This window comes from Streptomyces sp. NBC_00569 (assembly GCF_036345255.1).
Classification (GTDB): Bacteria; Actinomycetota; Actinomycetes; order Streptomycetales; family Streptomycetaceae; genus Streptomyces.
Map to the genome: position 1 here is coordinate 5,678,886 of NZ_CP107783.1, position 23,442 is coordinate 5,702,327.

The 23,442-nt window shown below is 72.3% G+C and carries 21 protein-coding genes; 13 read left to right on the top strand and 8 right to left on the bottom strand.

Going from position 1 to position 23,442, the window contains the following annotated elements:
• Positions 1-47: 47 nt before the first annotated feature.
• The 3 genes from OHO83_RS25655 (at position 48) to OHO83_RS25665 (ending at position 3,236) form a co-directional block, all read left to right on the top strand.
• Entirely contained in the window at positions 48-755 is a 708-nt protein-coding gene (locus OHO83_RS25655; protein WP_382758126.1) for a bifunctional DNA primase/polymerase, read from the top strand.
• Between the two features lie 109 nt (positions 756-864).
• Complete coding sequence (locus OHO83_RS25660; protein ID WP_266671650.1) at positions 865-1,656, top strand: ABC transporter ATP-binding protein; 792 nt, start codon at positions 865-867, stop codon at positions 1,654-1,656.
• Positions 1,653-3,236: a transporter gene (locus OHO83_RS25665; protein ID WP_266671648.1), complete on the top strand. Its 1,584-nt coding sequence runs from the start codon at positions 1,653-1,655 to the stop codon at positions 3,234-3,236. Before OHO83_RS25660 ends, OHO83_RS25665 begins: the two co-directional genes overlap by 4 nt.
• A 19-nt stretch (positions 3,237-3,255) precedes the next feature.
• On the opposite strand, the gene OHO83_RS25670 is transcribed toward OHO83_RS25665, so the two are convergent.
• Together OHO83_RS25670 and OHO83_RS25675 are read right to left on the bottom strand one after the other, a co-directional pair.
• Positions 3,256-4,572, bottom strand: coding sequence for an MDMPI N domain containing protein (locus OHO83_RS25670; RefSeq protein ID WP_266671646.1), 1,317 nt, complete (start codon positions 4,570-4,572; stop codon positions 3,256-3,258).
• Positions 4,569-5,156 (bottom strand): sigma-70 family RNA polymerase sigma factor, encoded by a 588-nt coding sequence (locus tag OHO83_RS25675; protein WP_266671644.1) that lies wholly within the window; start codon positions 5,154-5,156, stop codon positions 4,569-4,571. Before OHO83_RS25675 ends, OHO83_RS25670 begins: the two co-directional genes overlap by 4 nt.
• 279 nt (positions 5,157-5,435) lie before the next feature.
• Between OHO83_RS25675 and OHO83_RS25680 the strand changes: the two genes are divergently transcribed.
• Positions 5,436-5,810: an STAS domain-containing protein gene (locus OHO83_RS25680; RefSeq protein ID WP_266671642.1), complete on the top strand. Its 375-nt coding sequence runs from the start codon at positions 5,436-5,438 to the stop codon at positions 5,808-5,810.
• A gap of 171 nt (positions 5,811-5,981) precedes the next feature.
• Positions 5,982-6,509, top strand: a complete 528-nt coding sequence (locus tag OHO83_RS25685; protein ID WP_266671640.1) for an EF-hand domain-containing protein — start codon at positions 5,982-5,984, stop codon at positions 6,507-6,509.
• Here OHO83_RS25685 and OHO83_RS25690 read toward each other — a convergent pair.
• Positions 6,493-8,073: a class I adenylate-forming enzyme family protein gene (locus OHO83_RS25690; protein ID WP_266671638.1), complete on the bottom strand. Its 1,581-nt coding sequence runs from the start codon at positions 8,071-8,073 to the stop codon at positions 6,493-6,495. The two genes, OHO83_RS25685 and OHO83_RS25690, sit on opposite strands and share 17 nt — an antisense overlap.
• Before the next feature lie 189 nt (positions 8,074-8,262).
• On the opposite strand from OHO83_RS25690, the gene OHO83_RS25695 reads away from it, so the two are divergent.
• From OHO83_RS25695 to OHO83_RS25710, 4 genes are all read left to right on the top strand, one after another.
• Entirely contained in the window at positions 8,263-9,453 is a 1,191-nt protein-coding gene (locus OHO83_RS25695) for an amidohydrolase family protein (protein ID WP_266676434.1), read from the top strand.
• Positions 9,454-9,464: 11 nt separating this feature from the next.
• Positions 9,465-10,700, top strand: a complete 1,236-nt coding sequence (locus OHO83_RS25700; RefSeq protein ID WP_266671636.1) for an acyl-CoA dehydrogenase — start codon at positions 9,465-9,467, stop codon at positions 10,698-10,700.
• A 2-nt stretch (positions 10,701-10,702) separates the two neighbouring features.
• The gene (locus OHO83_RS25705; RefSeq protein ID WP_266676432.1) at positions 10,703-11,566 is read left to right on the top strand and encodes an acyl-CoA dehydrogenase family protein; all 864 of its coding nucleotides are present in this window, start codon (positions 10,703-10,705) and stop codon (positions 11,564-11,566) included.
• A 427-nt stretch (positions 11,567-11,993) separates the two neighbouring features.
• Positions 11,994-12,455: an ATP-binding protein gene (locus OHO83_RS25710; protein ID WP_266671634.1), complete on the top strand. Its 462-nt coding sequence runs from the start codon at positions 11,994-11,996 to the stop codon at positions 12,453-12,455.
• Positions 12,456-12,817: 362 nt separating this feature from the next.
• On the opposite strand, the gene OHO83_RS25715 is transcribed toward OHO83_RS25710, so the two are convergent.
• The gene (locus tag OHO83_RS25715) at positions 12,818-13,744 is read right to left on the bottom strand and encodes a cyclase family protein (RefSeq protein WP_266671632.1); all 927 of its coding nucleotides are present in this window, start codon (positions 13,742-13,744) and stop codon (positions 12,818-12,820) included.
• 85 nt (positions 13,745-13,829) lie between these two features.
• Here OHO83_RS25715 and OHO83_RS25720 point away from each other — a divergent pair, with 85 nt between their 5' ends.
• The 3 genes from OHO83_RS25720 to OHO83_RS25730 are packed head-to-tail and all read left to right on the top strand — an operon-like array spanning position 13,830 to position 17,014.
• Positions 13,830-14,741 carry an SDR family NAD(P)-dependent oxidoreductase gene (locus tag OHO83_RS25720; RefSeq protein ID WP_266671630.1) on the top strand — a complete coding sequence of 304 codons (912 nt, stop codon included), beginning with the start codon at positions 13,830-13,832 and terminating at the stop codon, positions 14,739-14,741.
• 27 nt (positions 14,742-14,768) lie between these two features.
• Positions 14,769-15,968: an acyl-CoA dehydrogenase family protein gene (locus tag OHO83_RS25725; RefSeq protein WP_266671628.1), complete on the top strand. Its 1,200-nt coding sequence runs from the start codon at positions 14,769-14,771 to the stop codon at positions 15,966-15,968.
• Complete coding sequence (locus tag OHO83_RS25730; RefSeq protein ID WP_266671626.1) at positions 15,965-17,014, top strand: Zn-dependent alcohol dehydrogenase; 1,050 nt, start codon at positions 15,965-15,967, stop codon at positions 17,012-17,014. Before OHO83_RS25725 ends, OHO83_RS25730 begins: the two co-directional genes overlap by 4 nt.
• Positions 17,015-17,059: 45 nt before the next feature.
• Here OHO83_RS25730 and OHO83_RS25735 read toward each other — a convergent pair whose 3' ends face one another.
• A complete protein-coding gene (locus OHO83_RS25735; RefSeq protein ID WP_266671624.1) occupies positions 17,060-18,121 on the bottom strand; it encodes a GlxA family transcriptional regulator in 1,062 nt (353 codons plus the stop codon).
• A gap of 104 nt (positions 18,122-18,225) precedes the next feature.
• On the opposite strand from OHO83_RS25735, the gene OHO83_RS25740 reads away from it, so the two are divergent.
• The gene (locus tag OHO83_RS25740; RefSeq protein ID WP_266671622.1) at positions 18,226-19,554 is read left to right on the top strand and encodes an MFS transporter; all 1,329 of its coding nucleotides are present in this window, start codon (positions 18,226-18,228) and stop codon (positions 19,552-19,554) included.
• On the opposite strand, the gene OHO83_RS25745 is transcribed toward OHO83_RS25740, so the two are convergent.
• The 3 genes from OHO83_RS25745 to OHO83_RS25755 form a co-directional block, all read right to left on the bottom strand.
• Positions 19,555-20,172 (bottom strand): flavin reductase family protein, encoded by a 618-nt coding sequence (locus tag OHO83_RS25745; RefSeq protein ID WP_266671620.1) that lies wholly within the window; start codon positions 20,170-20,172, stop codon positions 19,555-19,557. It abuts the gene before it with no gap.
• Between the two features lie 81 nt (positions 20,173-20,253).
• Positions 20,254-21,042: an enoyl-CoA hydratase/isomerase family protein gene (locus tag OHO83_RS25750; protein ID WP_266671618.1), complete on the bottom strand. Its 789-nt coding sequence runs from the start codon at positions 21,040-21,042 to the stop codon at positions 20,254-20,256.
• A gap of 54 nt (positions 21,043-21,096) precedes the next feature.
• Positions 21,097-23,313, bottom strand: a complete 2,217-nt coding sequence (locus tag OHO83_RS25755) for an acetate--CoA ligase family protein (protein WP_266671617.1) — start codon at positions 23,311-23,313, stop codon at positions 21,097-21,099.
• Positions 23,314-23,442: the final 129 nt, after the last annotated feature.

Here is a 23,442-nt window from a genome sequence, read left to right on the forward strand (position 1 = left end):
CAGGATCGGTGCTGCGGGCCCCCGCGCGCGTGCGCCCGTAACCCCGGATGGCGGCGGGAGTTGAGAACGTCGTGGAAGAGACCATCGGAGTCACCTCGGCAGTCACCTCGTCCGTCACCTCGCCTCCCCAGATCCCCAAGCAGCGCGGAGAGGCCCTCCTCGACGCCGCCGTGCGCTACGCGGAGGAACGCCACTGGGACGTGTTCCCCGGCACCTGGCTGGAGGTCGACGAGGGCAGGCAGCGCTGCTCCTGCGGCGACGCCAGGTGCGCGGCCCCCGGTGCCCACCACGCGCGCGAGGACTGGGCGAACCAGGCCACCGGGAGCGCGACCGCCGCCCGCCGGCTGTGGTCCAAGCAGCCCACCGCCTCGATCCTGCTGCCGACAGGGCGCACGTTCGACGCGATCGACGTGCCCGAGACCGCCGGGTTCCTGGCCCTGGCCCGCATGGAGCGCATGGAACTCACCCTCGGCCCGGTCACCTGCACCCCCGACCGCCGGATGCAGTTCTTCGTCCTGCCGGGCGCCGCCGCGAAGGTCCCCGACCTGGTCCGCAAGCTGGGCTGGCCGCCCGCCTCCCTCGACCTGGACGCGTTCGGCGAGGGCTCCTACGTCGCGGCGCCGCCCACCCGCTTCGGCGGCCGGGGCGCCGTCCAGTGGGCCTGCCGCCCCACCGCCGCGAACCGCTGGCTGCCGGACGCCGAGGAGCTCATCTCCCCACTGGCGTACGCGTGCGGGCGGGAAGGCCGCCGGTAGAACCACAACAGCGCGTCCCGCGGCCACGTATGGTGCGGACGGGCCCCTGCTCGAGCGGAGTCGAGAGCTTGGGGGAGGGTGACGGCGACGAAGGACGGCGGGCGGCACAGTGACCGAGGCGGGGACCGAGGCCGGTGCGCCGGCCGTACGCGTGAAGGACCTCTGGAAGGCGTTCGGCCAGAGCGTCGCCGTCGCGGGGATCGATCTCGCCCTTCCCGCGGGCAAGTTCATCGGCCTCGTCGGGCCGAACGGCGCGGGAAAGACGACCACCCTGTCCATGGTCACCGGACTGCTCCGGCCCGACCGGGGAGCGGTCGAGGTCGTCGGCCACGACGTGTGGCGGGACCCCGTCGAGGTGAAGGCCCGCATCGGCGTGCTCCCCGAGGGCCTGCGCCTGTTCGAGCGGCTCTCGGGGCGCGAACTGCTCGCCTACACGGGCAGGTTGCGCGGTCTGCCGGGCGCCGAGGTCGACAAGCGCGCCGCCCAGCTCCTCGACGTGCTCGACCTCTCCGGGGCCCAGCACAAACTCGTCGTCGACTACTCGACCGGCATGCGCAAGAAGATCGGGCTCGCCGCCGCGCTCCTCCACAACCCCGAAGTCCTCTTCCTGGACGAGCCGTTCGAGGGCGTCGACCCGGTCTCCGCGCAGACCATCCGCGGCGTCCTGGAGCGCTATACCGGCTCCGGGGCGACCGTCGTCTTCTCCTCCCACGTCATGGAGCTCGTCGAGTCGCTCTGTGACTGGGTCGCCGTCATGGCCGCCGGCCGCATCCGCGCGCAGGGGCCCCTCGCCGAAGTGCGAGGCGACGCGCCCTCCCTCCAGCAGGCGTTCCTCGAACTCGTCGGCGCGAACAGCCGCGACACCACCTCCGACCTGGACTGGCTGGGAGGCGGCCGGTGACCACGACGACCGTCACGCTGGTCCGCCTCAAGCTGGCGCTCCTGCGCAACGGCCTGCGCGGGTCCACGGGCCGCCGCGCCGCCTACATCGCCACGCTCGTCGTCGTGCTCCTCGTCGCGGCGCTCCAGCTCATCGGCCTGATCGCCCTGCGCGGCAGCACGCACGCGGCGACGCTCTGCGTCATCCTCACCGCCGTACTCGCCCTCGGCTGGGCGGTGATGCCGCTCTTCTTCCCCTCCGGCGACGAGACCCTCGACCCGACCCGCCTCGTCATGCTCCCGCTGCGTCCGCGCCCGCTCGTGAGGGGCCTGCTCATCGCGTCCCTCGTCGGGATCGGCCCCCTGTTCACGCTCTGCCTCGCGGTCGGAGCGGTGATCGCGCTGGCACACGGGGCGGCCGCGGCTGCCGTCGCGGTCCTGGCCGTCGCCCTCACCCTGCTCACCTGCGTCGCCCTCGCCCGCGCCGTGGCCGCCGCCAACATCCGGCTGCTCACCAGCCGCAAGGGACGTGACCTCGCCGTCCTCAGCGGGCTCGTCATCGCCGTCGGCGCACAGGTCGTCAACTTCGGTGCGCAGAAGCTCGGTTCGTCAGGCGGCCTCGGGGCGCTCGACCCGGCGGGCGAGGTGCTGGCCTGGATCCCGCCGGCGTCCGCGATCGGCGCCGTCGACTCGGTCAGCCAGGGCTCGTACGGCGTCGCGGCGGCCCGCCTCGTCCTGTGCGCGGCCGCCCTCGCCGGACTCCTGTACGCCTGGCAGCACGCCCTGACCCGCCTCATGACGTCCCCCGACGGCTCCACGCTCCAGGCCGCCGAACCCACCCGCCGCAGGCGCACGTCCCGCGGCCCCCGCCTTCTGCCCGACGGCCGCACGGGCACGGTCATGGAGCGCGCCCTGCGCTATGTGTGGCGCGACCCGAAGACGAAGGCGGCCTGGGTGACGTCCCTCGCCATCGGCCTGATCGTGCCGGTCTTCAACGCGCTCCAGGGCACCGGCTCCATCTACTTCGCGTGCTTCGCCGCCGGAATGCTCGGCATCCAGATGTACAACCAGTTCGGGCAGGACACCTCGGCGTTCTGGATGGTCGCCATGACCATCTCCTCGCCGCACGACGCCTATGTGGAACTGCGTGGCCGCGCCCTCGCCCTCCTGACGATCACCCTGCCGTACGCGACGCTGGTCACCGTCGTCACGACGGCGATGCTCGGCGACTGGCGGGCCCTGCCCGAGGTCCTCGGCCTCTCCTTCGCGCTGCTCGGCGCGATGCTCGCGACCGGCGCCTGGTCGTCGGCCCGTTTCCCGTACTCGATCCCCCAGGAGGGCTACAAGAACGTCGCCCCGGGGCAGGCGGGCCTCGCCTGGATATCGATCTTCGGCGGGATGGTCGCGGCGGCCCTGCTGTGCGCCCCGGTCATCGCCGTCGCGATCTGGCTGCACGTGTCGGGCGCCGAGTCCGCGACCTGGCTGCTGCTGCCGGTCGGGGCCGCGTACGGAGCGGGGATCACCCTGGCGGGCCTGCGCCTGGCCGCCCCGCGCACGGCGGCCCGGCTGCCGGAGATCCTCGCGGCGGTCAGCAAGGGATGACGCGTGCCGCGGCGCGCCGTCACATCCTGCTGAGCGACGCCGTCGCGTAGAGGACGTCGTGGATCGCCTCGCGGTCGCCGTCCTGTCCTGCGGCCGCCTCCTCCGGGGTGACGTGACCGGCCGCCAGACGGCAGAACTCGACGCCGTCCAGGGCGACATGGGCCACCTCGTGCTCCGCCGAGCCGACCGCGCCGGGGGAGTCCAGGGAGATGAGCCACTCGCCCCCGCCCGCCCCCTCGACCTCGAGGCGCAGGGTGCGGCCCGGCGCGCCCGCGGCGACGAGTCCGCGGGCCGGTGCGGCGAGGCCCGCACGGCGGCGCCCCGCGAGGGAGTCGGGCAGGAGCCGGGCCGCCAGGTCGATCATGCGGTTCAGATGGCGGGGCGACGGCGGCTCGTACGGGTAGTCCACCGCCTCCGCGATGTCCTCGGCGTGCACCCAGCACTCGAAGGCGCGGTCCAGCATCGAGTCGCGCAGCGGCAGTGTGAAGTCCCCGTACGGGACCGCCAGCTGCCCGGAGGTGCGGGTGCGGCCCGTGGAGCCGCTCGGGTCGGCGGCGAACGACACCGTGCGGATCACGGCGTGCGACTGCTCGCGCCAGGGGCCGCGGACGGCGCGGGTGGGCGGGAAGTGAGAGGCCTTCCAGAACGTCTCCGTGCGGCTCTCCGGGGTGCGGCGCTCCTCGGGTGCGACGCCGAACAGCGGGTCGTCGAGACCGAGTGCGACGGCGACGAGGCCGTCCACGCTCATCAGGTGGGTGAGCACCCCGGCGACGGTCGTCTTGCGGCTGACCCGGTCGTCGCCCTCGTACCAGCGAAGCCGTATGGGCGCGTGCCACTCGGAGTCGCCGATGTCCTGGAGCAGGGCGTCGAGGCGGGCGGTCTCCGCGTCGTACGGAGCGGCCCACTCGGGGACCGGGATGCGGGGCGGACGCCGGGTCAGGCAGCCTTCGAGGACGCGGGAGCGCAGCATCGGGTCGAGGTCGAGGCTCTCCTCGGAGTGCAGCAGGCCCACGGCGTCCCGCAGCCGCAGCGCCTCCTCGGCGCACGGGCCGCAGCCGCCGAGGTGCACCTCCACGGCGACGCTCTCCTCGGCCGAGCACGCGGCCAGCGCCCACGCGCCGAGGAGGGACTTGAGGACGCGGTGCTCCAGGACGAGCGGCTCGGGGACGTGGTCCGGCAGCGGGCGCCCGGTGTCCTCCACGGACGAGCGCGGCGTCGGTATCCGGGCGCTCGCGGCGGCGTCGGAACGGCCGGTGCCCTCGGGCTCCCCGGAGCCGTCACGGTTGTCGGGGTGGTCGGGCTGTTCGGCGTTGCCGAAGGGGTTGGGCCCGCTCACAGCGCCCTCCCGTGTCCGGGAGATCCCGGCGGGGTGCCGGAGGCGCCGCTGTCGTGCGCCGTGGACAGGAGCTGGAGGCCGAGGCGCAGGCGGCGGCGTGCCTCGTCCTCGGTGACGCCGAGGTCGACGGCGGTCTGGCGGTAGTCCCTGCGCTGGAAGTACGCCAGTTCGAGCGCGGCGCGCAGCGGGGCGGGCATCGACGTGACGATGTAGTCGGCGCGGGCGGCGGCGGAGGCGTGCCGCACCCTGCGCTCCAGGTCCTCCGTGGTGCCCTCGCCGCTGCGGACGAGCGCGGCGGACTCGGTCTGGCGCAGGCGGTGGACCGCGCGCCGGTGGGTCAGCGTGGCGATCCAGGAGCGCAGCGGACCCTGCTTGGGGTCGTACGCGTCGGGGTTCTCCCAGACGTGGGTGAAGACGTCGCGCGTGATGCGGTCGGCCGCGGCCTCGTCACCGAGCACGCGGTGCGCGAGCCCGTGCACGAGTGACGCGAAGCGGTCGTACAGCTCGCCGAGCGCGGCGGCCTCCCCGTGCGCGAGCCGCTGCTGCATCCTCCGGTCCCACCGGGTCGGAGTCTCCTTGGCCATGCGGCCCCCTCACCGTGTGCCTTCCCTCGAATGTAGTCGGACCCGCCGACAACGCATGTGTCTTTGCGGCAAAGGTCGACCTGCCCGGATGCGGATGGTAAGGAGACGGTCACGATGCGCGGACCTTTGGTGCCGAGAGCGACCCAAAATCCGATCACTTGGGTCTTAACCGGGCCATATGTGATACGCCTGCAGTGGTGTTTCAGCACCTCGCGGTCGGGCAGCCGCGAAAGAAGACAACCGTAAGCAGAGGTTCCGGATCAACGAGAGGCGTGGCACGTGACGCTCAGGGTGACCGAGGGACAGCAAGGCGGCTGGGCCGTCGTGCGGGTGTCGGGCGAGATGGATCTCGCCACCTCACCCGCGCTGCGCCAGCAGGTGCACGACGCGGTCGCGGACGGCCGGCACAGCCTCGTCCTCGACCTCTCGCAGGTCCTCTTCTGCGATTCGAGCGGGGTCGGCGTGCTGATCGCGGCCCGCCGTCTGATGCGTTCCTGCCGTGGCGAGCTCCGGCTGATCCTGCCCGCCAAGGGGGCCGAGGACGGCTCGCACGTCAACCGCGTCCTGTCGGCGCTCGGCGTGCGCCGCCTCTTCGAGGTGTACCCGGACGTGCTGACCGCCGTGAACGACGAGGCGGCGCCCCTCTCGGCCTGACGCACACCCGTGTGTCCGGGCGGCCGGACACGGAAGTTGTTGCGGAATTTCCCCGGTCTTGGCACAAGCGTCGCTGTGAGGGCCCCCGGCGCCGCTCCACGACGTACGCTCCCTGGCGAGAGGACGGGCAGGACCCGTACCACCACCGATGCGAGAGGCGGCCGAGGGGACATGGACCACGCCGAGAGCACCGATCACGCCGAGTACGAGCGCAGGATCGCTGCCCGGTTCGCCGGCTTCGACCAGGACGGCAACGGCTACATCGACCGCGAGGACTTCGTGACCGCGGCCAAGGGCCTGCTTGCCGAGTTCACCACGACGGCGCGCTGCGACAAGGGCCAGGCGCTCTACGCGGGCGCCGAGGCCTTCTGGCAGGGCATGGCCGGCATAGCGGACGTGGACGGTGACCAGCGCGTCACGCGCGAGGAGTTCGTGACGGGCGCGGTGAAGCGGCTGCGGGACAACCCGGAGCGGTTCGCGGAGATCGCCCGCCCCTTCCTGCGGGCCGCCATCGCCGTCGCGGACCAGAACGGCTCGGGCCTCACCCCGGCGGGCGCGGAGCGCGTCCTGCGCGTCCTCGGCGTCGACCCGTCCCTGGTGGGCCCGGTCGCCGCCGCGCTGGACGCGGACGGCGACGGGCGGATCTCCGAGGAGGAGATCGTCACCGCCTTCGCCCACTACTTCACCGTTTCGGAATAGCGTTCGCCGGGCTCGTGCCCGCATAGCGCTCGCGCAGCTTGTACTTGAGCACCTTGCGCAGGGTGTCGTTGCGCGGAAGGGCGTCCACCAGCTCCAGCTGCTCCGGCAGCTTGTGCGTGGACAGCCCTTCCGACCGCAGATGGGACGCCATCGCCTCCAGGGTCAGCGGCTCGGTGCCGTCGCGCTGGACGACGACCGCGCACACCCGCTCGCCGCGCTCGGGGTCCGGGAGCCCGACGACCGCCGCGTCACCCACGGCGGGGTGCGCGTGCAGCAGGTCCTCGATCTCCTTCGCGGAGATGTTCTCGCCCTTGCGGATGATGATGTCCTTGGCCCGCCCGGTGAGCACCAGATGCCCCGTGTCCCTCACGTGCCCGAGGTCGCCGGTGACGAGGAACCCGTCGCCGGCGAAGGCGGCCGCCGACTGCACGGGGTCCAGATAGCCCTGGCAGACGGCCTCCCCGCGCAGCCTGACCTCGCCGTCCACGCCGTACGGGACCTGCTTGCCGTCCGCGTCCGTCACCCGGATCTCCATGCCCTCGGGGGGCCGTCCCTCCGTCGTGGCGAGGTTCTCCGCGGTGTCGTCGGGGGCACCCATCGTGATCATGGGGACCTCGGTCATGCCGTATCCGTGGGTGAGCTGACAGCCCATCTCCCGTACGACCGCGTGGTAGATCTCGGGCGGCTTGGGCGCGCCGCCGCCCGCGAGGAGCCGCAGCGTCGGGACGATCGGGTCCGCCGGGGACTTGCGCTGTTCGGTCAGGAACATCGAGTAGAAGGCCGTGGAGCCGCCCGCGACGGTGACCCCGTGGCGCCGGTAGCCGTCGAGCGCGTCCGGCAGCGCGAACTGCTCGAACATCACCGCGGGGAACCCGTACAGGAGCAGCATGACCGTGTAGTCGGGGCCCGCTATGTGCGCGAAGGGGAACGCCATCGAGCCGACGTCGGACGCCGACAGGTGCAGGGCGTGCGCGAGGCAGGAGCCGCCGGCGATCAGTGAGCGGTCGGTGTGGAGGACGCCCTTGGGGTCGGAGGTCGTGCCGGAGGTCCAGTAGATCCAGCGCACGGACGTGCCGTCGGAGGGCGGGGGCGGCAGTACGGACGGGTCGCCGTCGGGCAGCGTGTCGTACGCCTCGAAGATCCCGCGTGCGCCGAGGCGCCGGGCCATCTCCGTGTGGTCGAAGCCGCGCCACACGCCCGGGGTCGCGAAGAACTCGGCCTTCGACTCGCGCAGCGCGAAGCCGACCTCGCGGTCCCGGTAGAAGGGGATGACGGGGGACTGGACGGCGCCGATGCGGGCGAGGGCGAAGGAGAGCAGCGCGGTCTCGATGCGGGTCGGGAGCTGCCAGGCGACGACCGTGCCGGGGCGTACGCCCATGCCGTACAGGCCGGCGGCGACCCGCTCGCCGCGGTCGCGCAGCTCGCCGAAGGTCAGGCGCCGGTCGTCCTTCGCGTCGGGGGCGGACTGGATCAGCACGGGAGTGTCGGGGGTGAGGGCGGCGCGGCGCTCGATCAGCTCCCAGAGCGTCCCGGCGGCGCCCAGGGCGTGTGCGGTGTCGTTCACTGCTCCCCCTCGGAAAGACAGACCGTACCTGACGGATAGTCAGATCGTGCGGAGAGCGTAGAGCGCTGCGCCTTGTCGGTCCAGGGGTGCGGGGCTAGCCTGCTATCTGACGACCCATCAGAAACAGCGCCAGAAGCAGCGTCGCACACGCCATCAGAAACTGTCAGGTGAGGGGACACGATGGACCCGATGGAACTGCCCCGGATCATCAGCGTCGACGACCATGTGATCGAGCCCGCGCACCTCTTCTCGACCTGGCTTCCGGCGAAGTACCGGGACCGGGGGCCGCAGCCGCTCACCGCCGGGATCGGCGAGCTCGCCTACGTGGCGGGCAAGTACCAGATCACCATGGACCCGGACGGGCCACCGACGGACTGGTGGATCTACGAGGACCTGAAGTTCCCGTACAAGCGCAACATCGCCGCCGTCGGCTTCGACCGCGACGACATGACCCTCGAAGGCATCACACGCGCGGAGATGCGACGCGGCTGCTGGGACCCGAAGGCCCGCCTCGCGGACATGGACCTCAACCATGTCGAGGCCAGCCTCTGCTTCCCCACCTTCCCGCGCTTCTGCGGCCAGACGTTCGCCGAGGCCAAGGACAAGGAGGTGGCGCTCGCCTGCGTGCGCGCCTACAACGACTGGATGGTCGACGAGTGGTGCGGCGACAGCGGGGGCCGCCTCATCCCGCTCTGCATCATCCCCCTGTGGGACATCGACCTCGCCGTCGCCGAGATCAGGCGCAACGCCGCGCGCGGCGTCAAGGCCGTGACGTTCTCCGAGATCCCCACCTATCTGGGGCTCCCGTCGATCCACTCCGGCTACTGGGACCCGTTCTTCGCCGTGTGCCAGGAGACCGGGACGGTCGTCAACATGCACATCGGCTCCAGCTCGCAGATGCCCGCCGCGTCCCCCGACGCCCCGCCCGCCGTGCAGGCCTCGCTCAGCTTCAACAACGCGATGGCGTCGATGATGGACTTCCTGTTCTCCGGGGTCCTGGTGAAGTTCCCGACGCTCAAACTCGCCTACTCCGAAGGCCAGATGGGCTGGATCCCGTACGCCCTGGAGCGCGCGGACGACGTCTGGGAGGAGCACCGGGCCTGGGGCGGGGTGCGCGACCTCATCCCCGAGCCGCCGTCCACGTACTACTACCGCCAGATGTTCTGCTGCTTCTTCCGCGACAAGCACGGGGTGGCGTCCCTCGACGTCGTCGGCCGGGACAACGCGACCTTCGAGACGGACTACCCGCACGTCGACTCGACCTTCCCGCACACCAAGGAGGTCGCCCTCGACCATGTGAAGGGCCTCGACTCCGAGACGGTCTACAAGCTCATGCGGGGCAACGCGATCCGCATGCTCGACCTGGACCTCGACAGGTAGCGGGCCGCGCCGTGGATCTCACGTACACGGACGAGGAAGAGGAGTTCCGGGCGCGGTTGCGGGAGTGGCTCGCGTCCGTGCTTCCGGGGCTCCCCCCGAAGCCGTCGCCCAACGACTGGCCCGGCAGGCGCGCCTACGACCTCGGCTGGCAGCGCAGGCTGTACGACGCCGGGTACGCGGGCCTGCACTGGCCCGCCGACGCGGGCGGCCGCGGTGCCACGCCCACGCAGCACCTCATCTTCCTGGAGGAGACCGAGAAGGCGGGCGCGCCCTATGTGGGGGCCAACTTCGTCGGGCTGCTGCACGCAGGGCCGACGATCGCGGCCGAGGGGACACCGCAGCAGCGGGCGCGCTGGCTGCCGCCCGTCCTGCGCGGCGACGAGGTGTGGTGCCAGGGGTTCAGCGAACCCGACGCCGGGTCCGATCTCGCGGCGCTGCGCACGCGCGCTACGCGGGACGGCGACCACTATGTGGTGAGCGGGTCCAAGATATGGACCTCGCACGCGGAGGTCGCCGACTGGTGCGAACTCCTCGTGCGGACCGACCCGTCCGCTCCGAAACACCGGGGAATCTCCTGGCTCGCCATGCCGATGGACGCGCCCGGGATCACCGTACGGCCGCTGCGCACGCTCGCCGGGTCCGCCGAGTTCGCCGAGATGTTCCTCGACGACGTACGCGTCCCGGTCGCCAACCGGGTCGGCGAGGAGAACGACGGCTGGCGCGTGACGATGGTGACGCTGTCCTTCGAGCGGGGCACCGCGTTCGTGGGCGAGGTCGTCGCCTGCCGCCGCGTCCTCGGCGAGCTGGCCGCGCAGGCTCGCAAGAACGGACGCTGGGACGACGCCGTGCTGCGCCGCAGGCTCGGCCGCCTCAACGCCGAGTTCCGCGCCCTGTGGCGGCTCACCCAGTGGAACGTCAGCGAGGCGATGGGGGTCCCCCCTGCTCGAGCGGAGTCGAGAACTCGGGGGAAGGCGGGCGGCGTCCCCGGCATCGGCGGCTCGGTCTTCAAGCTGCGGTACTCGCACGCCCGTCAGGAACTCTTCGACGCCGCCGCCGAAGTGCTCGGCGTCGCCGGCGCTCTCGACACGGACCACGAGTGGACCCTCGACCGACTGTCGTCCCTCTCGTACACGATCGCCGCCGGCACCTCCCAGATCCAGCACAACATCGTCGCCGAACGCATCCTCGGCCTGCCGAAGGACCGGCCGACGGGCCTGCGGAAGGATCTCCAGAAGGGAGGCCGGTGACCATGCGTTTCCAGCTCACCGACGACCAGCGCGCCCTGCGCGACGGCGTACGCGACCTGCTCGCCGGCCGCTTCGACCGCGACGCCCTGCGCACCGCCGTGGACACGCCCGGGCACCTGGACCGGGCACTGTGGCGGGCTCTGGGTGACGCGGGGTTCTTCGCCCTGTGCCTGCCGGAGGCGGACGGCGGCGTCGGCCTGGGGCTGCCCGAGGCCGTCCTCGTCTTCGAGGAGGCGGGCCGGGTCCTGCTGCCGGGCCCGCTCGTCGCCACGCATCTCGCCGCGGGCACCGTACCGGGTGCCGCGACCGGCGAGCGCGTCGTGACGGCGCCCGCCGGGGAACTCCTGCCGTGGCGCGACGCGTCGGACGTCGTCCAGGGAGATGCGACCGGCGCCGTTCCCCTGGCCTCCGTCGACCCGCTCACGCCCCTGCACAAGCTGCCGGGCCCGCACGCGCCCCGCAGCCCCGAGGCCGTACTTCTCACCGCCGCCGAACAGCTCGGCTCCGCCGCGCGCACCTGCGAGCTGGCGGTCCGGTACGCGGGTGAACGCGAGCAGTTCGGGCAGCCCATCGGCGCTTTCCAGGCCGTGAAGCACCTGTGCGCCCAGATGCTCGTACGGGCCGAGCTGGCCCGTGCGGCCGTGTACGCGGCGGCTGTCACGGCCGACCCGGTCGAGATCGCCGCCGCCGAACTGCTCGCCGACGAGGCGGCGGTCCGCAACGCGCGCGACTGCGTCCAGGTGCACGGCGGCATGGGCTTCACCTGGGAGGCGGACGTGCACCTGCATCTCAAGCGGTCCTGGGTGCGCGCCGGAACGGGCCGTACGGCGCGCGAGACGGAGGAGGAGCTGGCGGCGGCGCTGTGACGTCCGGGGACACGTGCGACGCGGGGCGAACTCGTGTACGGACGGTCACGGAGCGTCGATATCTGGTTGTGTCCTGCGCGGGACTCGTCACGGCACGGAGTCGGGGTCCCGCTCGGGTACCTTGTGTGGGATGCGAGTGGTTCCGAGTCCGAGCCATCCCGGTGCCGCCCCTGAGGCGGCTCCGGATCCGGCGATGCGCGCCGCTCGCAGCGCACGGGAGGGCCTCGCGCCCGCCCGTTCGACTCCCCGCAGGACGCGTCGCACAGTATGGCGCACGCGTACTCCTTCGCGCTGGAATATGCCCGAAGCGCTTGTTGGGGTGACTGTACGTCAACCATGCTGTCTTCCAGGGGGATCACGGTCCGTGAGCTCCTTGACTTGTCACAGTCGCGAGGCGATGTGTCCGCCGGTTCGGATGGTGTGAGCGGTGCAGGTGCTTCAAGTTCAGCTGGAGGTCGGGGCGGATCCCGCGGAGGTGGGCCGAGCCCGCAGGTGGGTGCGTTCGCGCCTCGCAGGGTCCGGGATAGAGGCCGATGAGCCACTGGCGGAGACGCTCATCCTGATCGTCTCCGAGCTCGTCACCAACGCCGTGGTGCACACCGGCTGCCCGGCCGTTCTGCGCATGCTGCTGCCGGGCGTCCCGGCGGAGGCCAGCGTCGGCACGGTCCGCGTGGAGGTGGCCGACGCCAGCGACCGGCCCCCCGCGCCGCGGCACGCCGACGGGGAAGAGACCAACGGCCGCGGCCTGGAACTCGTCGACGGCCTGGCGGACCGCTGGGGCTGGCGGCCCGAGGGCACGGGCAAGGCCATCTGGTGCGAGATCGACCGCTGCGGCGCTCAGGGCGCGGGGCCGGTGACGTATCAGGGGATGGCGTACGAGGCGGTGTAGTTCCGCCTCCCGTGCCTCCCGGTGCCCTCGGGGCGGCAGTGGGTGTCCCCGCGCGTCCGAGTGCGCCTGAGTGCGTCGGTTCGAGCCGGGCGTGCGCCGTCATAAATGTCACATAACTGGCAAATCTCCTTACGGGTGTTGACGCCGAGTGTCCGTTTGATCACGCTTGTGGTCAGCGATTCGTGGCGAGGGGACGCCAAGGGTTCCGGTGACGGGAGCCCTCGGCGAGTACGGGTCGTGCCGCGGCGGCCGGCTCCCCCCGGGGCCGGGGGAGCAGGGCCCGGGCGCCGGGGGCCGGGCGGCGGTGCGGGCCGCATCGCCGTCCGGTTCTGAACTCCCTTGCGAGGCAAGCCTCTTGGGCTCTACAGGATCGCGACCGGGGCCACGGGTGTGCCGGTGCCGCCGACGAAGGGCTCGGGCATCGCCGACAGCAGGAACGCGTAGCGCGATTCTTGTGCACAGGCTGTGGACAAGTTCTCCAGATTCCAGTTCTGGCCCTGGAGCATGCCCATTTCGACCAGGTCGAGGGCGTGCACGGGCAGCCAGAGGTTCTCGATCTCCGGCGGGAAGATCTCGAAGGTGAGGGTGTCGTTCGCGACCGCGGCCACGTCGCGCGCGTGGAACCACTCGGGCGTGCGCACGGACAGGCCGGGCGACGGATAGCCGTACGCGTGCTTGTCGCCCGCCAGATACGTCTGGATCTGACCGGTGCGGACGAGGACGATGTCGCCGGGGCGGACCGTGACGCGGCCGAACTCCGCGGCCTCGTCCAGGTCTTCGGGTGTCACGGCGTGGTCGCCGGGCAGCCGGTCCACGCCCTTCGCCGCGGCGACGTCGAGCAGGACGCCGCGCGAGACGATGTGCGGGGCCTTGTCGATGCCGCTGAACTCCGCTCCGCCGTGCGCCGTGATGGTGTCGGCGGGGCGGCCGTTGTAGATCCGGCCCGAGTGCGAGACATGGGTGAGGGCGTCCCAGTGCGTGGCCGTCTGGAGCCCCATGGTCACCGCGTCGTCGCTGGTGGCGACGGTGCCGGGGCCGAACAGTTCATGGTTGATCTGGACCATGGTGTGGAGCGGGTTGACCCGGCCGGGGATCATCCCGGTCTGCACCCCGTCCTCCTTGAGGGGCAGCGCGAGCGGTGTCCGGCGGCCGGTGCGGACGGTCGCCGCGGCCTCGCGCACGACCTCGTCGGTGACCAGGTTGAGCGTGCCGATCTGGTCGTCGGCGCCCCAACGGCCCCAGTTGTTGACGCGCTTGGCCATCTCGTGGAACTCGGCAGGCAACGACATGAGTGCTCCCCGGGGGCTTGTCTTCGGGTATCTGACGGGTCATAGAATCTAACGGTCCGTCAGAAACCGCGGGAAGGGGCCGGACGTGGGGAACTTCTTGGCAGGCAAGGTGGTGGCCGTCACCGGGGCCGGTCGCGGCATCGGCAGGGCCGTCGCGCTCGCCTGCGCCGCCGAGGGCGCACGGGTCGTGGTCAACGACTACGGGGTGTCCATCGAGGGCGGCGAACCGGCGAGCGAGATCGCCGAGTCCGCCGTCAAGGAGATCGAGGCGGCCGGCGGCGAGGCCGTCGCCGTCGCCGACGACATCTCGACCATGGCGGGCGGACAGCGGATCGTCGACGTGGCACTCGCGCAGTACGGACGGATCGACGGCGTCGTCTGCGTCGCCGGGATCCTGCGCGAGCGGATGCTGTTCAACATGTCCGAGCAGGAGTGGGACCCGGTGGTCGCCACACACCTGAAGGGCACGTTCACCGTGTTCCGGGCCGCGTCCGCCGTCATGCGCAAGCAGGGGTCGGGCACGCTCATCGGCTTCACCAGCGGCAACCACCAGGGTTCCGTGGCGCAGGCCAACTACAGCGCCGCCAAGGGCGGGATCATCTCGCTCGTGCGCAGCGCCGCGCTCGGACTGCACAAGTACGGCGTCACGGCGAACGCGGTCGCGCCCGTCGCCCGTACCCGCATGTCGGCGAACGTGCCCATGGAGCTCAAGGAGATCGGGGAGCCGGAGGACGTCGCCGCGCTCGTCGTCTATCTGCTCAGCGAGCGCGCCCGCGCCGAGAAGATCACCGGGCAGGTGTACACGATCGCCGGCCCGAAGATCGCGGTGTGGGCCCAGCCGAGGGAACTGCGCTCGGGCTACGCGGAAGGCGGCTGGACCCCCGACAAGATCGCGGACTTCCTGCCGGGCACCGTCGGCGTCGATCCGATGCCGATGCTCGCGCAGCTGGAGGCGATGGCCGAGGCGGCCGCGGCGAAAGCGCGGCCCAATCAGTGACGTCGAGGCCGGGGGCGGAGGCGCGTTGTGGAGTTCGGGTTCGGGGATGAGGACGAGGCGTTCCGGCGGGAGGCCCGCGCGTGGCTCGCGGAGCATCTCACCGGCGAGTACGCCGTCGCCCGGGGGCGCGGCGGGCCCGGGAGTGAACACGAGGACGCCGGTGTACGGCGGTCCTGGGAACGGGAGTTGGGCGCGTCCGGGTGGATCGGGCTCGGCTGGCCGCGCGGCGGGTACGGCAACCGGGTCGCCTCGCTGACGCAGCAGGTCGTCTGGGCCGAGGAGTACGCGCGGGCCCGGGCACCCGCTCGCCACGGACACATCGGCGAGAACCTGCTCGCCCCGACCCTGATCGCCTACGGCGACGAGGCGCAGCAACGGCGCTTCCTGCCGCCCGTGGCCTCCGGCGAGGAGCTGTGGTGCCAGGGGTACAGCGAGCCCGGCGCCGGTTCCGACCTCGCGAGCCTGCGCACGACCGCCGTGCGCGACGGGGACACGTACCGCGTGACCGGGCAGAAGGTGTGGACATCGCTCGCGCACGAGGCCGACTGGTGCTTCGTGCTCGCCCGCACCGAGGCGGGCTCGCGGCGCCATCACGGCCTGTCGTTCCTCCTCGTGCCGATGGACCAGCCGGACCGGATCGAGGTGCGGCCCATCCGGCAGCTGACCGGCACGAGCGAGTTCAACGAGGTGTTCTTCGACGGCGCGCACGCGCGCGTGGAGCACGTCGTCGGCGGAGAGGGGAACGGCTGGCGGGTCGCCATGGGGCTGCTCGCCCTGGAGCGCGGCGTCTCGACGCTCGCCCAGCAGATCGGCTTCGCCGCCGAACTCGCCGAGGTCGTACGGACCGCGGTGCGCACGGGCGCGGCCGGGGACCCGCTGTTCAGGGACCGTCTCATACGGCAGTGGGCCGAGCTGCGCGTCATGCGGTTCAACGCGCTGCGCACGCTCGGCGGCGCGCAGGACCCGGGCGCACCGAGCGTCGCCAAGCTCCTGTGGGGCCGCTGGCACCAGCGCCTCGGCGAACTCGCCCTCCAGGCGCGGGGCGCGCGCGCCGCCGCCGGGCCCGGGGACTGGACGCCTGACCGTACGTACGAACTCGACGCCGCGCAGCGGCTGTTCCTCTTCAGCCGGGCCGACACGATCTACGGCGGCTCGGACGAGATCCAGCGCAACATCATCGCCGAGCGTGTGCTCGGGCTGCCCAGGGAGACGAGGGAGTCGTCATGAGGGGTGTCGTGTTCGACGGGGTCCGGGCCGACGTGGTCGACGATCTCGAGGTGCGCGATCCGGGGCCGGGGGAGGTGCTCGTCCACGTCGCGGCCGCGGGGCTGTGCCACAGCGATCTGTCGGTCATCGACGGGACCATCCCGTTCCCGGCGCCGGTCGTGCTCGGGCACGAGGGCGCGGGGGTCGTGGAGGCCGTCGGCTCGGGTGTCACGCATGTGTCGCCCGGGGACCATGTGGCGCTGTCCACGCTCGCCAACTGCGGCGCCTGCGCGGACTGCGACCGGGGGCGGCCGACCATGTGCCGCAAGGCGATCGGGAGGCCCACGCAGCCGTTCTCGCGGGGCGGCACGCCGCTCCACCAGTTCGCCGCGAACTCCTCGTTCGCCGAACGGACCGTCGTGAAGGCCGTGCAGGCCGTGCCGATCCCCGCGGAGATCCCGCTGACGTCGGCCGCGCTCATGGGGTGCGGGGTGCTGACCGGTGTCGGGGCCGTCCTCAACCGGGCCCGCGTGGACCAGGGCGACACCGTCGTCGTCATCGGGACCGGCGGGATCGGCCTCAACGTGCTCCAGGGGTCCCGGATCGCGGGCGCTTCACGGATCGTCGCCGTCGACGCGAACCCCGACAAGGAGGCGGTGGCACGGCAGTTCGGCGCGACCGACTTCCTGACCTCGGCCGACGGGGTCAGGGAGGTTCTGCCGCACGGCGCCGACCACGTCTTCGAGTGCGTCGGCCGCGTCGAGCTGGTCCGGCAGGCCGTCGACCTCCTCGACCGGCACGGCCAGGCCGTGCTGCTCGGCATGCCGGGCGCCGACGCGGAGGCGTCCTTCGTCGTCGCCTCGCTCTTCCTCGACAAGTCCATCCTGGGCTGCCGCTACGGCTCCTCGCGGCCCCAGCGCGACATCAGGCTCTACGCCGATCTGTACCGCCGGGGCCGGCTGCTGCTCGACGAGCTGGTCACGGAGACGTACCCGGTCGAGGACTTCGCGAAGGCGGCGGAGGACGCCATGCAGGGGAGGGTGGCGCGGGGGGTGCTGGTGTTCTGACCCGCGCCTACACTCCGGACCGCGCCTGCGCCGGCTGACCCGCGCCTACACCCGCCGGCCCGCGCCTGCGTCGGCTGACCGCGCCTGCGCCGTCCGGTCCGTGTCCTGCGGGTTCGTGGCGTGGAACGTGCGGCGGTAGGCCGTGGGGGTCACGCCCAGCGCCGCCTGGAGGTGCTGCCTCATCGACTGCGCCGTGCCGAAGCCCGACTCGCGCGCCACCTGGTCCATCGACAGGTCGCTGGACTCCAGCAGGTGCCTGGCCCGCTCCACCCGCTGCTGGGTGAGCCACTGGCCCGGGCTGACGCCGGCCTCCTCGCGGAAACGGCGGGTGAAGGTGCGGACCGACATCGCCTCCTGGGCGGCCAGGTCCCGCAGCTGGAGCGGTTCGTGGAGGCGGGCCTGGGCCCAGGCGCGGGCCTTGGTCGTGGTCGCGAGCTGGGGTTCGGGGACGGGGCGGTGGATGTACTGGGCCTGCCCGCCGTCGCGGTGGGGCGGGACGACGGTGCGGCGGGCCACCTCGTTGGCCACCGCCGCCCCGTGGTCGCGGCGGACCAGGTGCAGGCAGAGGTCGATGCCCGCGGCGACCCCGGCCGACGTCAGGACGTCCCCGTCGTCGATGTAGAGGACATCGGCGTCGACCTTGATCTTGGGGAAGAGCCGCTGGAAGTGCTCCGCCGACGCCCAGTGCGTGGTCGCCGGGCGCCCGTCCAGATAGCCCGCCGCGGCCAGGACGTAGCTGCCGGTGCAGATCGACACCATCCGCGTACCGGGCCTGACCTGTGCGAAGGCCGCCGTCAGCTCGTCGGTGAGTACGCCCTCGTCGAGGACGGGTCCGTGCTCGTACGACGCGGGAACGACCACCGTGTCCGCGGTCGCGAGCGCCTCCGGGCCGTTCCTGATCAGGACGGCGAAGTCGGCGTCCGTCTCCACGGGGCCGGGTTCCCTGACCGAGCACGTCACGACCTCGTACAGCGGCCGGCCCCCGGTGTCCTTGGCGCGGGTGAAGATGCGCTGGGTGATGCCGAGTTCGAAGGGGAGCACGCCGTCGAGGGCCAGGACGACCACGCGGTGGGGGCGTCGGACGCGGGCTGCGGGAGTCTCGGGCATGGTTCCGAGTGTATGGCCCGATCCTAGCGAAGGCTGTCTTTCGGGCCACTCGTCCGGGGCGGGCCGGTGATCCGATGCTGTCTGCTGTGACGCACACATCGGACATGACACCGACCACCGCGGCCGAGGGCTCGCCCGGCGCGGGCGCCTCCCGTCCGCCGCGCCCCCGTCCCCGTATCCACCGCGCCTGGTTCGTGGCCGCCGTCACCTTCGTGACGATCATCGGCGCCGCCGCCTTCCGGTCCCTGCCGGGGCTGCTGATCGACCCGCTGAACGAGGAGTTCGGCTGGTCCCGCGGCACCATCGGGCTCGCGGTCTCCATCAACCTCGCGCTGTACGGGCTGACCGCGCCCTTCGCCGCCGCCCTCATGGACCGGTTCGGCATCCGGCGCGTGGTCGCCGTCGCCCTGGTCGTCATCGCGGCCGGCTCCGGCCTGACCGTGTGGATGGACTCGGCGTGGCAGCTCCTGCTGTGCTGGGGCCTGCTCGTCGGGCTCGGCTCCGGCTCGATGGCCCTCGCGTTCGCCGCGACCGTCACCAACCGCTGGTTCACGGCCCGGCGCGGGCTCGTGACCGGCATCCTCACGGCCGCGTCCGCCTCGGGGCAGCTCATCTTCCTGCCGCTGCTCTCGTGGATCGTCGAGGCGCACAAGTGGCGGCCGGCGGCCGTGACGGTGGCGCTCGCCGCGCTCGCCGTCGTGCCGTTCGTGTGGCTGCTGCTGCGCGACCACCCGGCCGACGTGGGCACCACCCCGTACGGCTCCGAGGAGTTCGCCGAGAAGCCGCCGCCCGTCACCGGGGCCGCCCGCCGCACCGTGAGCGTGCTCTTCAAGGCTGCCCGCACAGGGCCCTTCTGGCTGCTCGCCGGGACCTTCGCGATCTGCGGCGCCTCCACGAACGGGCTCGTCCAGACGCACTTCGTGCCGGCCGCCCACGACCACGGGATGCCGATCACCGCGGCGGCCTCGCTGCTGGCCGTGGTGGGTGTCTTCGACGTCGTCGGAACGGTGGCGTCGGGCTGGTTCACCGACCGCTTCGACACGCGGCGGCTGCTCGCGGTGTACTACGCGCTGCGCGGGATCTCCCTGCTGTTTCTGCCCATGCTCCTCGCGCCGTCCGTCCACCCGCCGATGATCTTCTTCATCGTCTTCTACGGGCTCGACTGGGTCGCCACCGTGCCGCCCACCCTGGCCCTGTGCCGTGAGCACTACGGAGAGGACAGCGCGATCGTGTTCGGCTGGGTGCTCGCCTCGCACCAGGTGGGCGCCGCGCTCGTCGCGTTCCTGGGAGGCGTCGCCCGTGACACGTTCGGCTCGTACGACGTCGTCTGGTACGCGTCCGGCGCGCTGTGCGCCGCGGCGGCACTGATGGCGCTGGTCATCCGGCGTCGGCACGTCGATGCCGGTACGGGCCTGGTGGCGGAGCTCGCCTGATCAGTGCTCGAAGCGGCCGAACGCGCCCTTGTGGAACAGCAGCGGGGGCGCCTCGCCGTCCCCCGTCCCGAGCGCCTCCACCCGTCCCACCACGATGAGGTGGTCCCCGCCCGTGTGGACGGCGTGGATCGTGCAGTCGACCCACGCGGGCGCGCCCGCGATCCGCGGCGAGCCCGTCACGGGCGCCGCGTCGTGCTCGACGCCCGCGAACTTGTCCGCGCCGCTCACGGCGAAGGACCGGCACAGCGGCCCCTGGTCCGCGCCCAGTACGTTCACGCAGAAGACGCCGGCGCTCGCGATGCGCGGCCAGGTCGTGGACGTACGGGCCACCATGAACGCCACCAGCGGCGGGTCCAGGGAGAGCGAGGAGAAGGACTGGCAGGCGAACCCCGCGGGGGGAGCGCCGGGGTGCGGGGGCGGCGCCGTGACGACGGTGACGCCGGTGGCGAAGTGCCCGAGGACGCGGCGGAACTCGCCGGGGTCCAGTGGCGCCCGCTCGTCCTCGCCCACGGCCCGTAGTTCCGGACGGGGCAGTGCGTCCACCGGCTCGGCCGACGTGGGCGCACCGACCGACCGGAGGTACCTGACCACCGTCGCTGCCATACCTGCGTGTCCCATCACACCTACGATTGAAGCTGACGATGCGTCAGATAGGAAGTGGTGGGCCCGAATTCGATGACGGCGTCCGGCTGCGAAGGGCTACCGGCCCTGGTACGTCGGGTCGCGCCGCTCCTGGAAGGAGGCGACGCCCTCCTGCGCGTCCGCCGTCGTCATGTTGATCTCCTGCGCCGCCGCCTCCGCCGCGAACGCCGTCGCGCGGTCCGACTCCAGGGAGGCGTTGACCAGCTGCTTGGTCAGGGCGATGGCCCGGGTCGGACCGCACGCCAGGCGCGCCGCCCACTCCTGGGCCGTCTTGCGCAGCTCCCCGTCCGGGACCGTGCGGTTGACCAGGCCCAGGCGTTCCGCGTCCGCCGAGGAGAGCGCATCGCCGAAGAACATCAGTTCCTTGGCCCGCTGCGGCCCGATCAGGCGCGGCAGCAGATAGGCGCCGGCCCCGTCCGGGACCAGGCCGCGGCGCGCGAAGACCTCGATGAACCGGGCCGACTCCGCCGCGAGCACCAGATCGCAGGCGAACGCCAGATGCGCGCCGATGCCGGCCGCCGTCCCGTTGACCGCCGCGACGACCGGCTTCTCGCAGTCCATGACCGCCGCGATCAGGCGCTGCGCGCCGAGCCGGATCGTGCGGGCGACGTCGCCGGGCACGCGGGGCCCGGTGGCCGGAGCGCCCCGCAGGTCCGCGCCGGCGCAGAAGCCCCTGCCGGTCGCCGTGATGACGACGGCGCGCACGTCCGGGTCCGCGGAGGCGCTGTTCAGGATGCCGATGATCTCCTCGCGCTGGTCCCAGGTCAGCGCGTTCATGGCCTCGGGGCGGTTGAGCGTGATCCAGGTGACGGCGTCGGCGGTCGTGCACTCGATGGTGGCGGACATGACCTCTTCTTCTCTGTACGGAGGGCGGGCGCGAATGGGCGGTACCGGCGGATCTCAGTGGCAGACGGCGAGCGCGTCGAGCGCCACGGCGCCCTGGCCCCGGGGGAGCACCATGAGCGGGTTGATGTCCAGCTCGGCGAGCTCGTCGCCCAGTTCGAGGGCCATGCGCTGAACCCGCAGGACGACCTCCACCAGCGCGTCCAGGTCCACGGGCGGCGCTCCCCGCATCCCGTCCAGGAGGGGCCTGCCCCGTAGTTCGTCGAGCATCGCCCGCGCCTGGTCCTCCGCGAACGGCGGCACCCTCACCGCCGTGTCCCGCAGCACCTCCACGAGTACGCCGCCCAGGCCCACCGTCACCGTCGGGCCGAACAGGTCGTCCTGGGTGACCCCGACGACCATCTCGACGCCCCGCTCGACCATCTGGCAGACCAGGACGCCGTCCAGGTCGAGGCCCTCGTAGCGGGCGATGTCGGTGAGTTCGCGGTAGGCGTCCCTGACCTGGCTGGCCGAGGTCAGGCCGACCTTGACCAGGCCCAGGTCGGACTTGTGGGCCAGCCGCGCGCCGGACGCCTTCATGACGACGGGGTAGCCGACCTGCCCGGCCGCCCGCACCGCCGCCGCGGCGCTGGTCACGAGCTGCTCGCGCGGTACGCGGATGCCGTACGCGCGCAGGAGCTGCTTCGCGGCGTGCTCGCTGAGTTGGCGGCCCGGACGCATCAGGGCCTGCGCCTTGCGGAAGGAGGGGGAGGGCGTGCGGGGCGCGTCGGTGAACGGGGAGCGGTAGGCGGCGGTGAACCGGTGGTGGTCCAGATAGGCGCGGACGGCCGTGATGCAGTTCCCGAACGTGCGGAACGTCGCGAGGCGCGAGGAGCCGAGGAGCGTCTCGCGGTAGGCGTCCTCGGTGCCGAGGGGCGAGCCCCAGACGACACAGATCAGCTTGTCCGTGCGCTCCGCCGCCTCCGCCAGGTCCCGGGCCAGCTTGTCGCTCATCGGCGGGAACGGGCCGGTGATCGGGCAGATCAGGACGCCTATGGACGGGTCCTGGAGGATCGACTCGATGATCTTGGGGCCGCGCCAGTCACCCACCGGGTGGCCGCCGTTGTCGATCGGGTTCGCGACGTTGAGGTACTCCGGGATCCACTGGTGCAGCTCCTGCTGCTTCGCCTCGGACAGCGAGGGCAGGGTGAGGCCCGCGCGGGTGGCCAGGTCGGCGAAGTGGGCGCCGGTGCCGCCTGATATCGAGTAGACCGCCACGCCGTCCGCCCGCGGGGGCCGGGCCCGCGCCAGCAGGGCCGCGGTGTCCTGGAGCTCGTCGAGTCCGTCGACCCTGATCACGCCGAACTGCCGCATCGCCGCGTCCACCACCGTGTCCGCGCCGGTCAGCTTGCCGGTGTGCGAGGCCGCCATCCGGGCGCCCGTCTCGGTCCGGCCGACCTTGACGGCCACGACGGGCACGCCGCGTCGCGCCGCGCGGTCCGCCGCGAGGAGGAATCCGCGGCCGTCCTTCAGTCCCTCCACGTAACACGCGATCGCCCCGACCTCGGGCTGCTCCGCGAAGTACGAGATGAAGTCCGCCGTCTCCAGGTCCGCCTCGTTGCCCGTGGGCGCCCAGTGCGAGAGCCGTACGCCCAGCTCCTGCATCGTGTAGAGGGGTCGGCCCTGGTGGCCCGACTGCGTGATGAGGGCGATCGCCGGTCCTTCGAGGTCGTCGCGGAACTCGGAGAACGCGTTCAGGTTCGTGTTCGGGCCCAGCAGCCGCATGCCCGAGCGGCTGACCGCCGCGGACAGGGACGACTGCGCGGCCGCCCCTTCCTCGCCGGTCTCCGCGAAGCCCGACGCGAACGCCACCGCGAACTTCACCTTGGCCTGGGCCAGTTCCTCGATGACCGGCAGGGGGTCCGAGATGAGGAGTACGGCGAGGTCGACGGGTTCGGGCAATGCGGAGACGCCCGGCGAGCACGGGATGCCGAAGACGCTCTCGCGGGTGGGGTGCACGGGGTGGAGGCGGGCGCCCACGCGCTCCGCCCACGCGATCAGCTGGCGCGTGATGCCCGTGTTCGGGCGGCCCTCGGCGTCGGACGCGCCGATGACCGCGATCGATTCGGGCCGGAAGAATCGGTCCAGGTCGGGCACCTCGCGGTGCAGTGGCCTGCCGCTCACGTCCAGGTCGTCCGCCCTGCCGTGCACGGCAGGTGCCGGCTGCTCTCCGCAGGCGATCGTGCGGGCCCGGCGGGGGTCGGTGGTCAGGGTGCCGTATGTCGATCCAAGCATCGGGTCCGCCCGCTCCTCGACTGGTGCTCACTAACTGACGTAGTGTCAGATTACTGAACTGACGCTGTGTCAGGAACAGGGCTGCACGCAAAGGCTGTTACGGGTGTTCCCACGGGCGGGCGGGTTGGA

What these genes read in the sequence shown, in the direction of transcription:
- OHO83_RS25655 (WP_382758126.1), top strand. Translation starts at nt 48, where the DNA reads ATGGCGGCGGGAGTTGAGAACGTCGTGGAAGAGACCATCGGAGTCACC.
- OHO83_RS25675 (WP_266671644.1), bottom strand. Translation starts at nt 5,156, where the DNA reads ATGGCCAAGGAGACTCCGACCCGGTGGGACCGGAGGATGCAGCAGCGG.
- OHO83_RS25685 (WP_266671640.1), top strand. Translation starts at nt 5,982, where the DNA reads ATGGACCACGCCGAGAGCACCGATCACGCCGAGTACGAGCGCAGGATC.
- OHO83_RS25695 (WP_266676434.1), top strand. Translation starts at nt 8,263, where the DNA reads ATGGAACTGCCCCGGATCATCAGCGTCGACGACCATGTGATCGAGCCC.
- OHO83_RS25705 (WP_266676432.1), top strand. Translation starts at nt 10,703, where the DNA reads ATGCGTTTCCAGCTCACCGACGACCAGCGCGCCCTGCGCGACGGCGTA.
- OHO83_RS25715 (WP_266671632.1), bottom strand. Translation starts at nt 13,744, where the DNA reads ATGTCGTTGCCTGCCGAGTTCCACGAGATGGCCAAGCGCGTCAACAAC.
- OHO83_RS25730 (WP_266671626.1), top strand. Translation starts at nt 15,965, where the DNA reads ATGAGGGGTGTCGTGTTCGACGGGGTCCGGGCCGACGTGGTCGACGAT.
- OHO83_RS25735 (WP_266671624.1), bottom strand. Translation starts at nt 18,121, where the DNA reads ATGCCCGAGACTCCCGCAGCCCGCGTCCGACGCCCCCACCGCGTGGTC.
- OHO83_RS25740 (WP_266671622.1), top strand. Translation starts at nt 18,226, where the DNA reads ATGACACCGACCACCGCGGCCGAGGGCTCGCCCGGCGCGGGCGCCTCC.
- OHO83_RS25745 (WP_266671620.1), bottom strand. Translation starts at nt 20,172, where the DNA reads ATGGGACACGCAGGTATGGCAGCGACGGTGGTCAGGTACCTCCGGTCG.
- OHO83_RS25750 (WP_266671618.1), bottom strand. Translation starts at nt 21,042, where the DNA reads ATGTCCGCCACCATCGAGTGCACGACCGCCGACGCCGTCACCTGGATC.
- OHO83_RS25755 (WP_266671617.1), bottom strand. Translation starts at nt 23,313, where the DNA reads ATGCTTGGATCGACATACGGCACCCTGACCACCGACCCCCGCCGGGCC.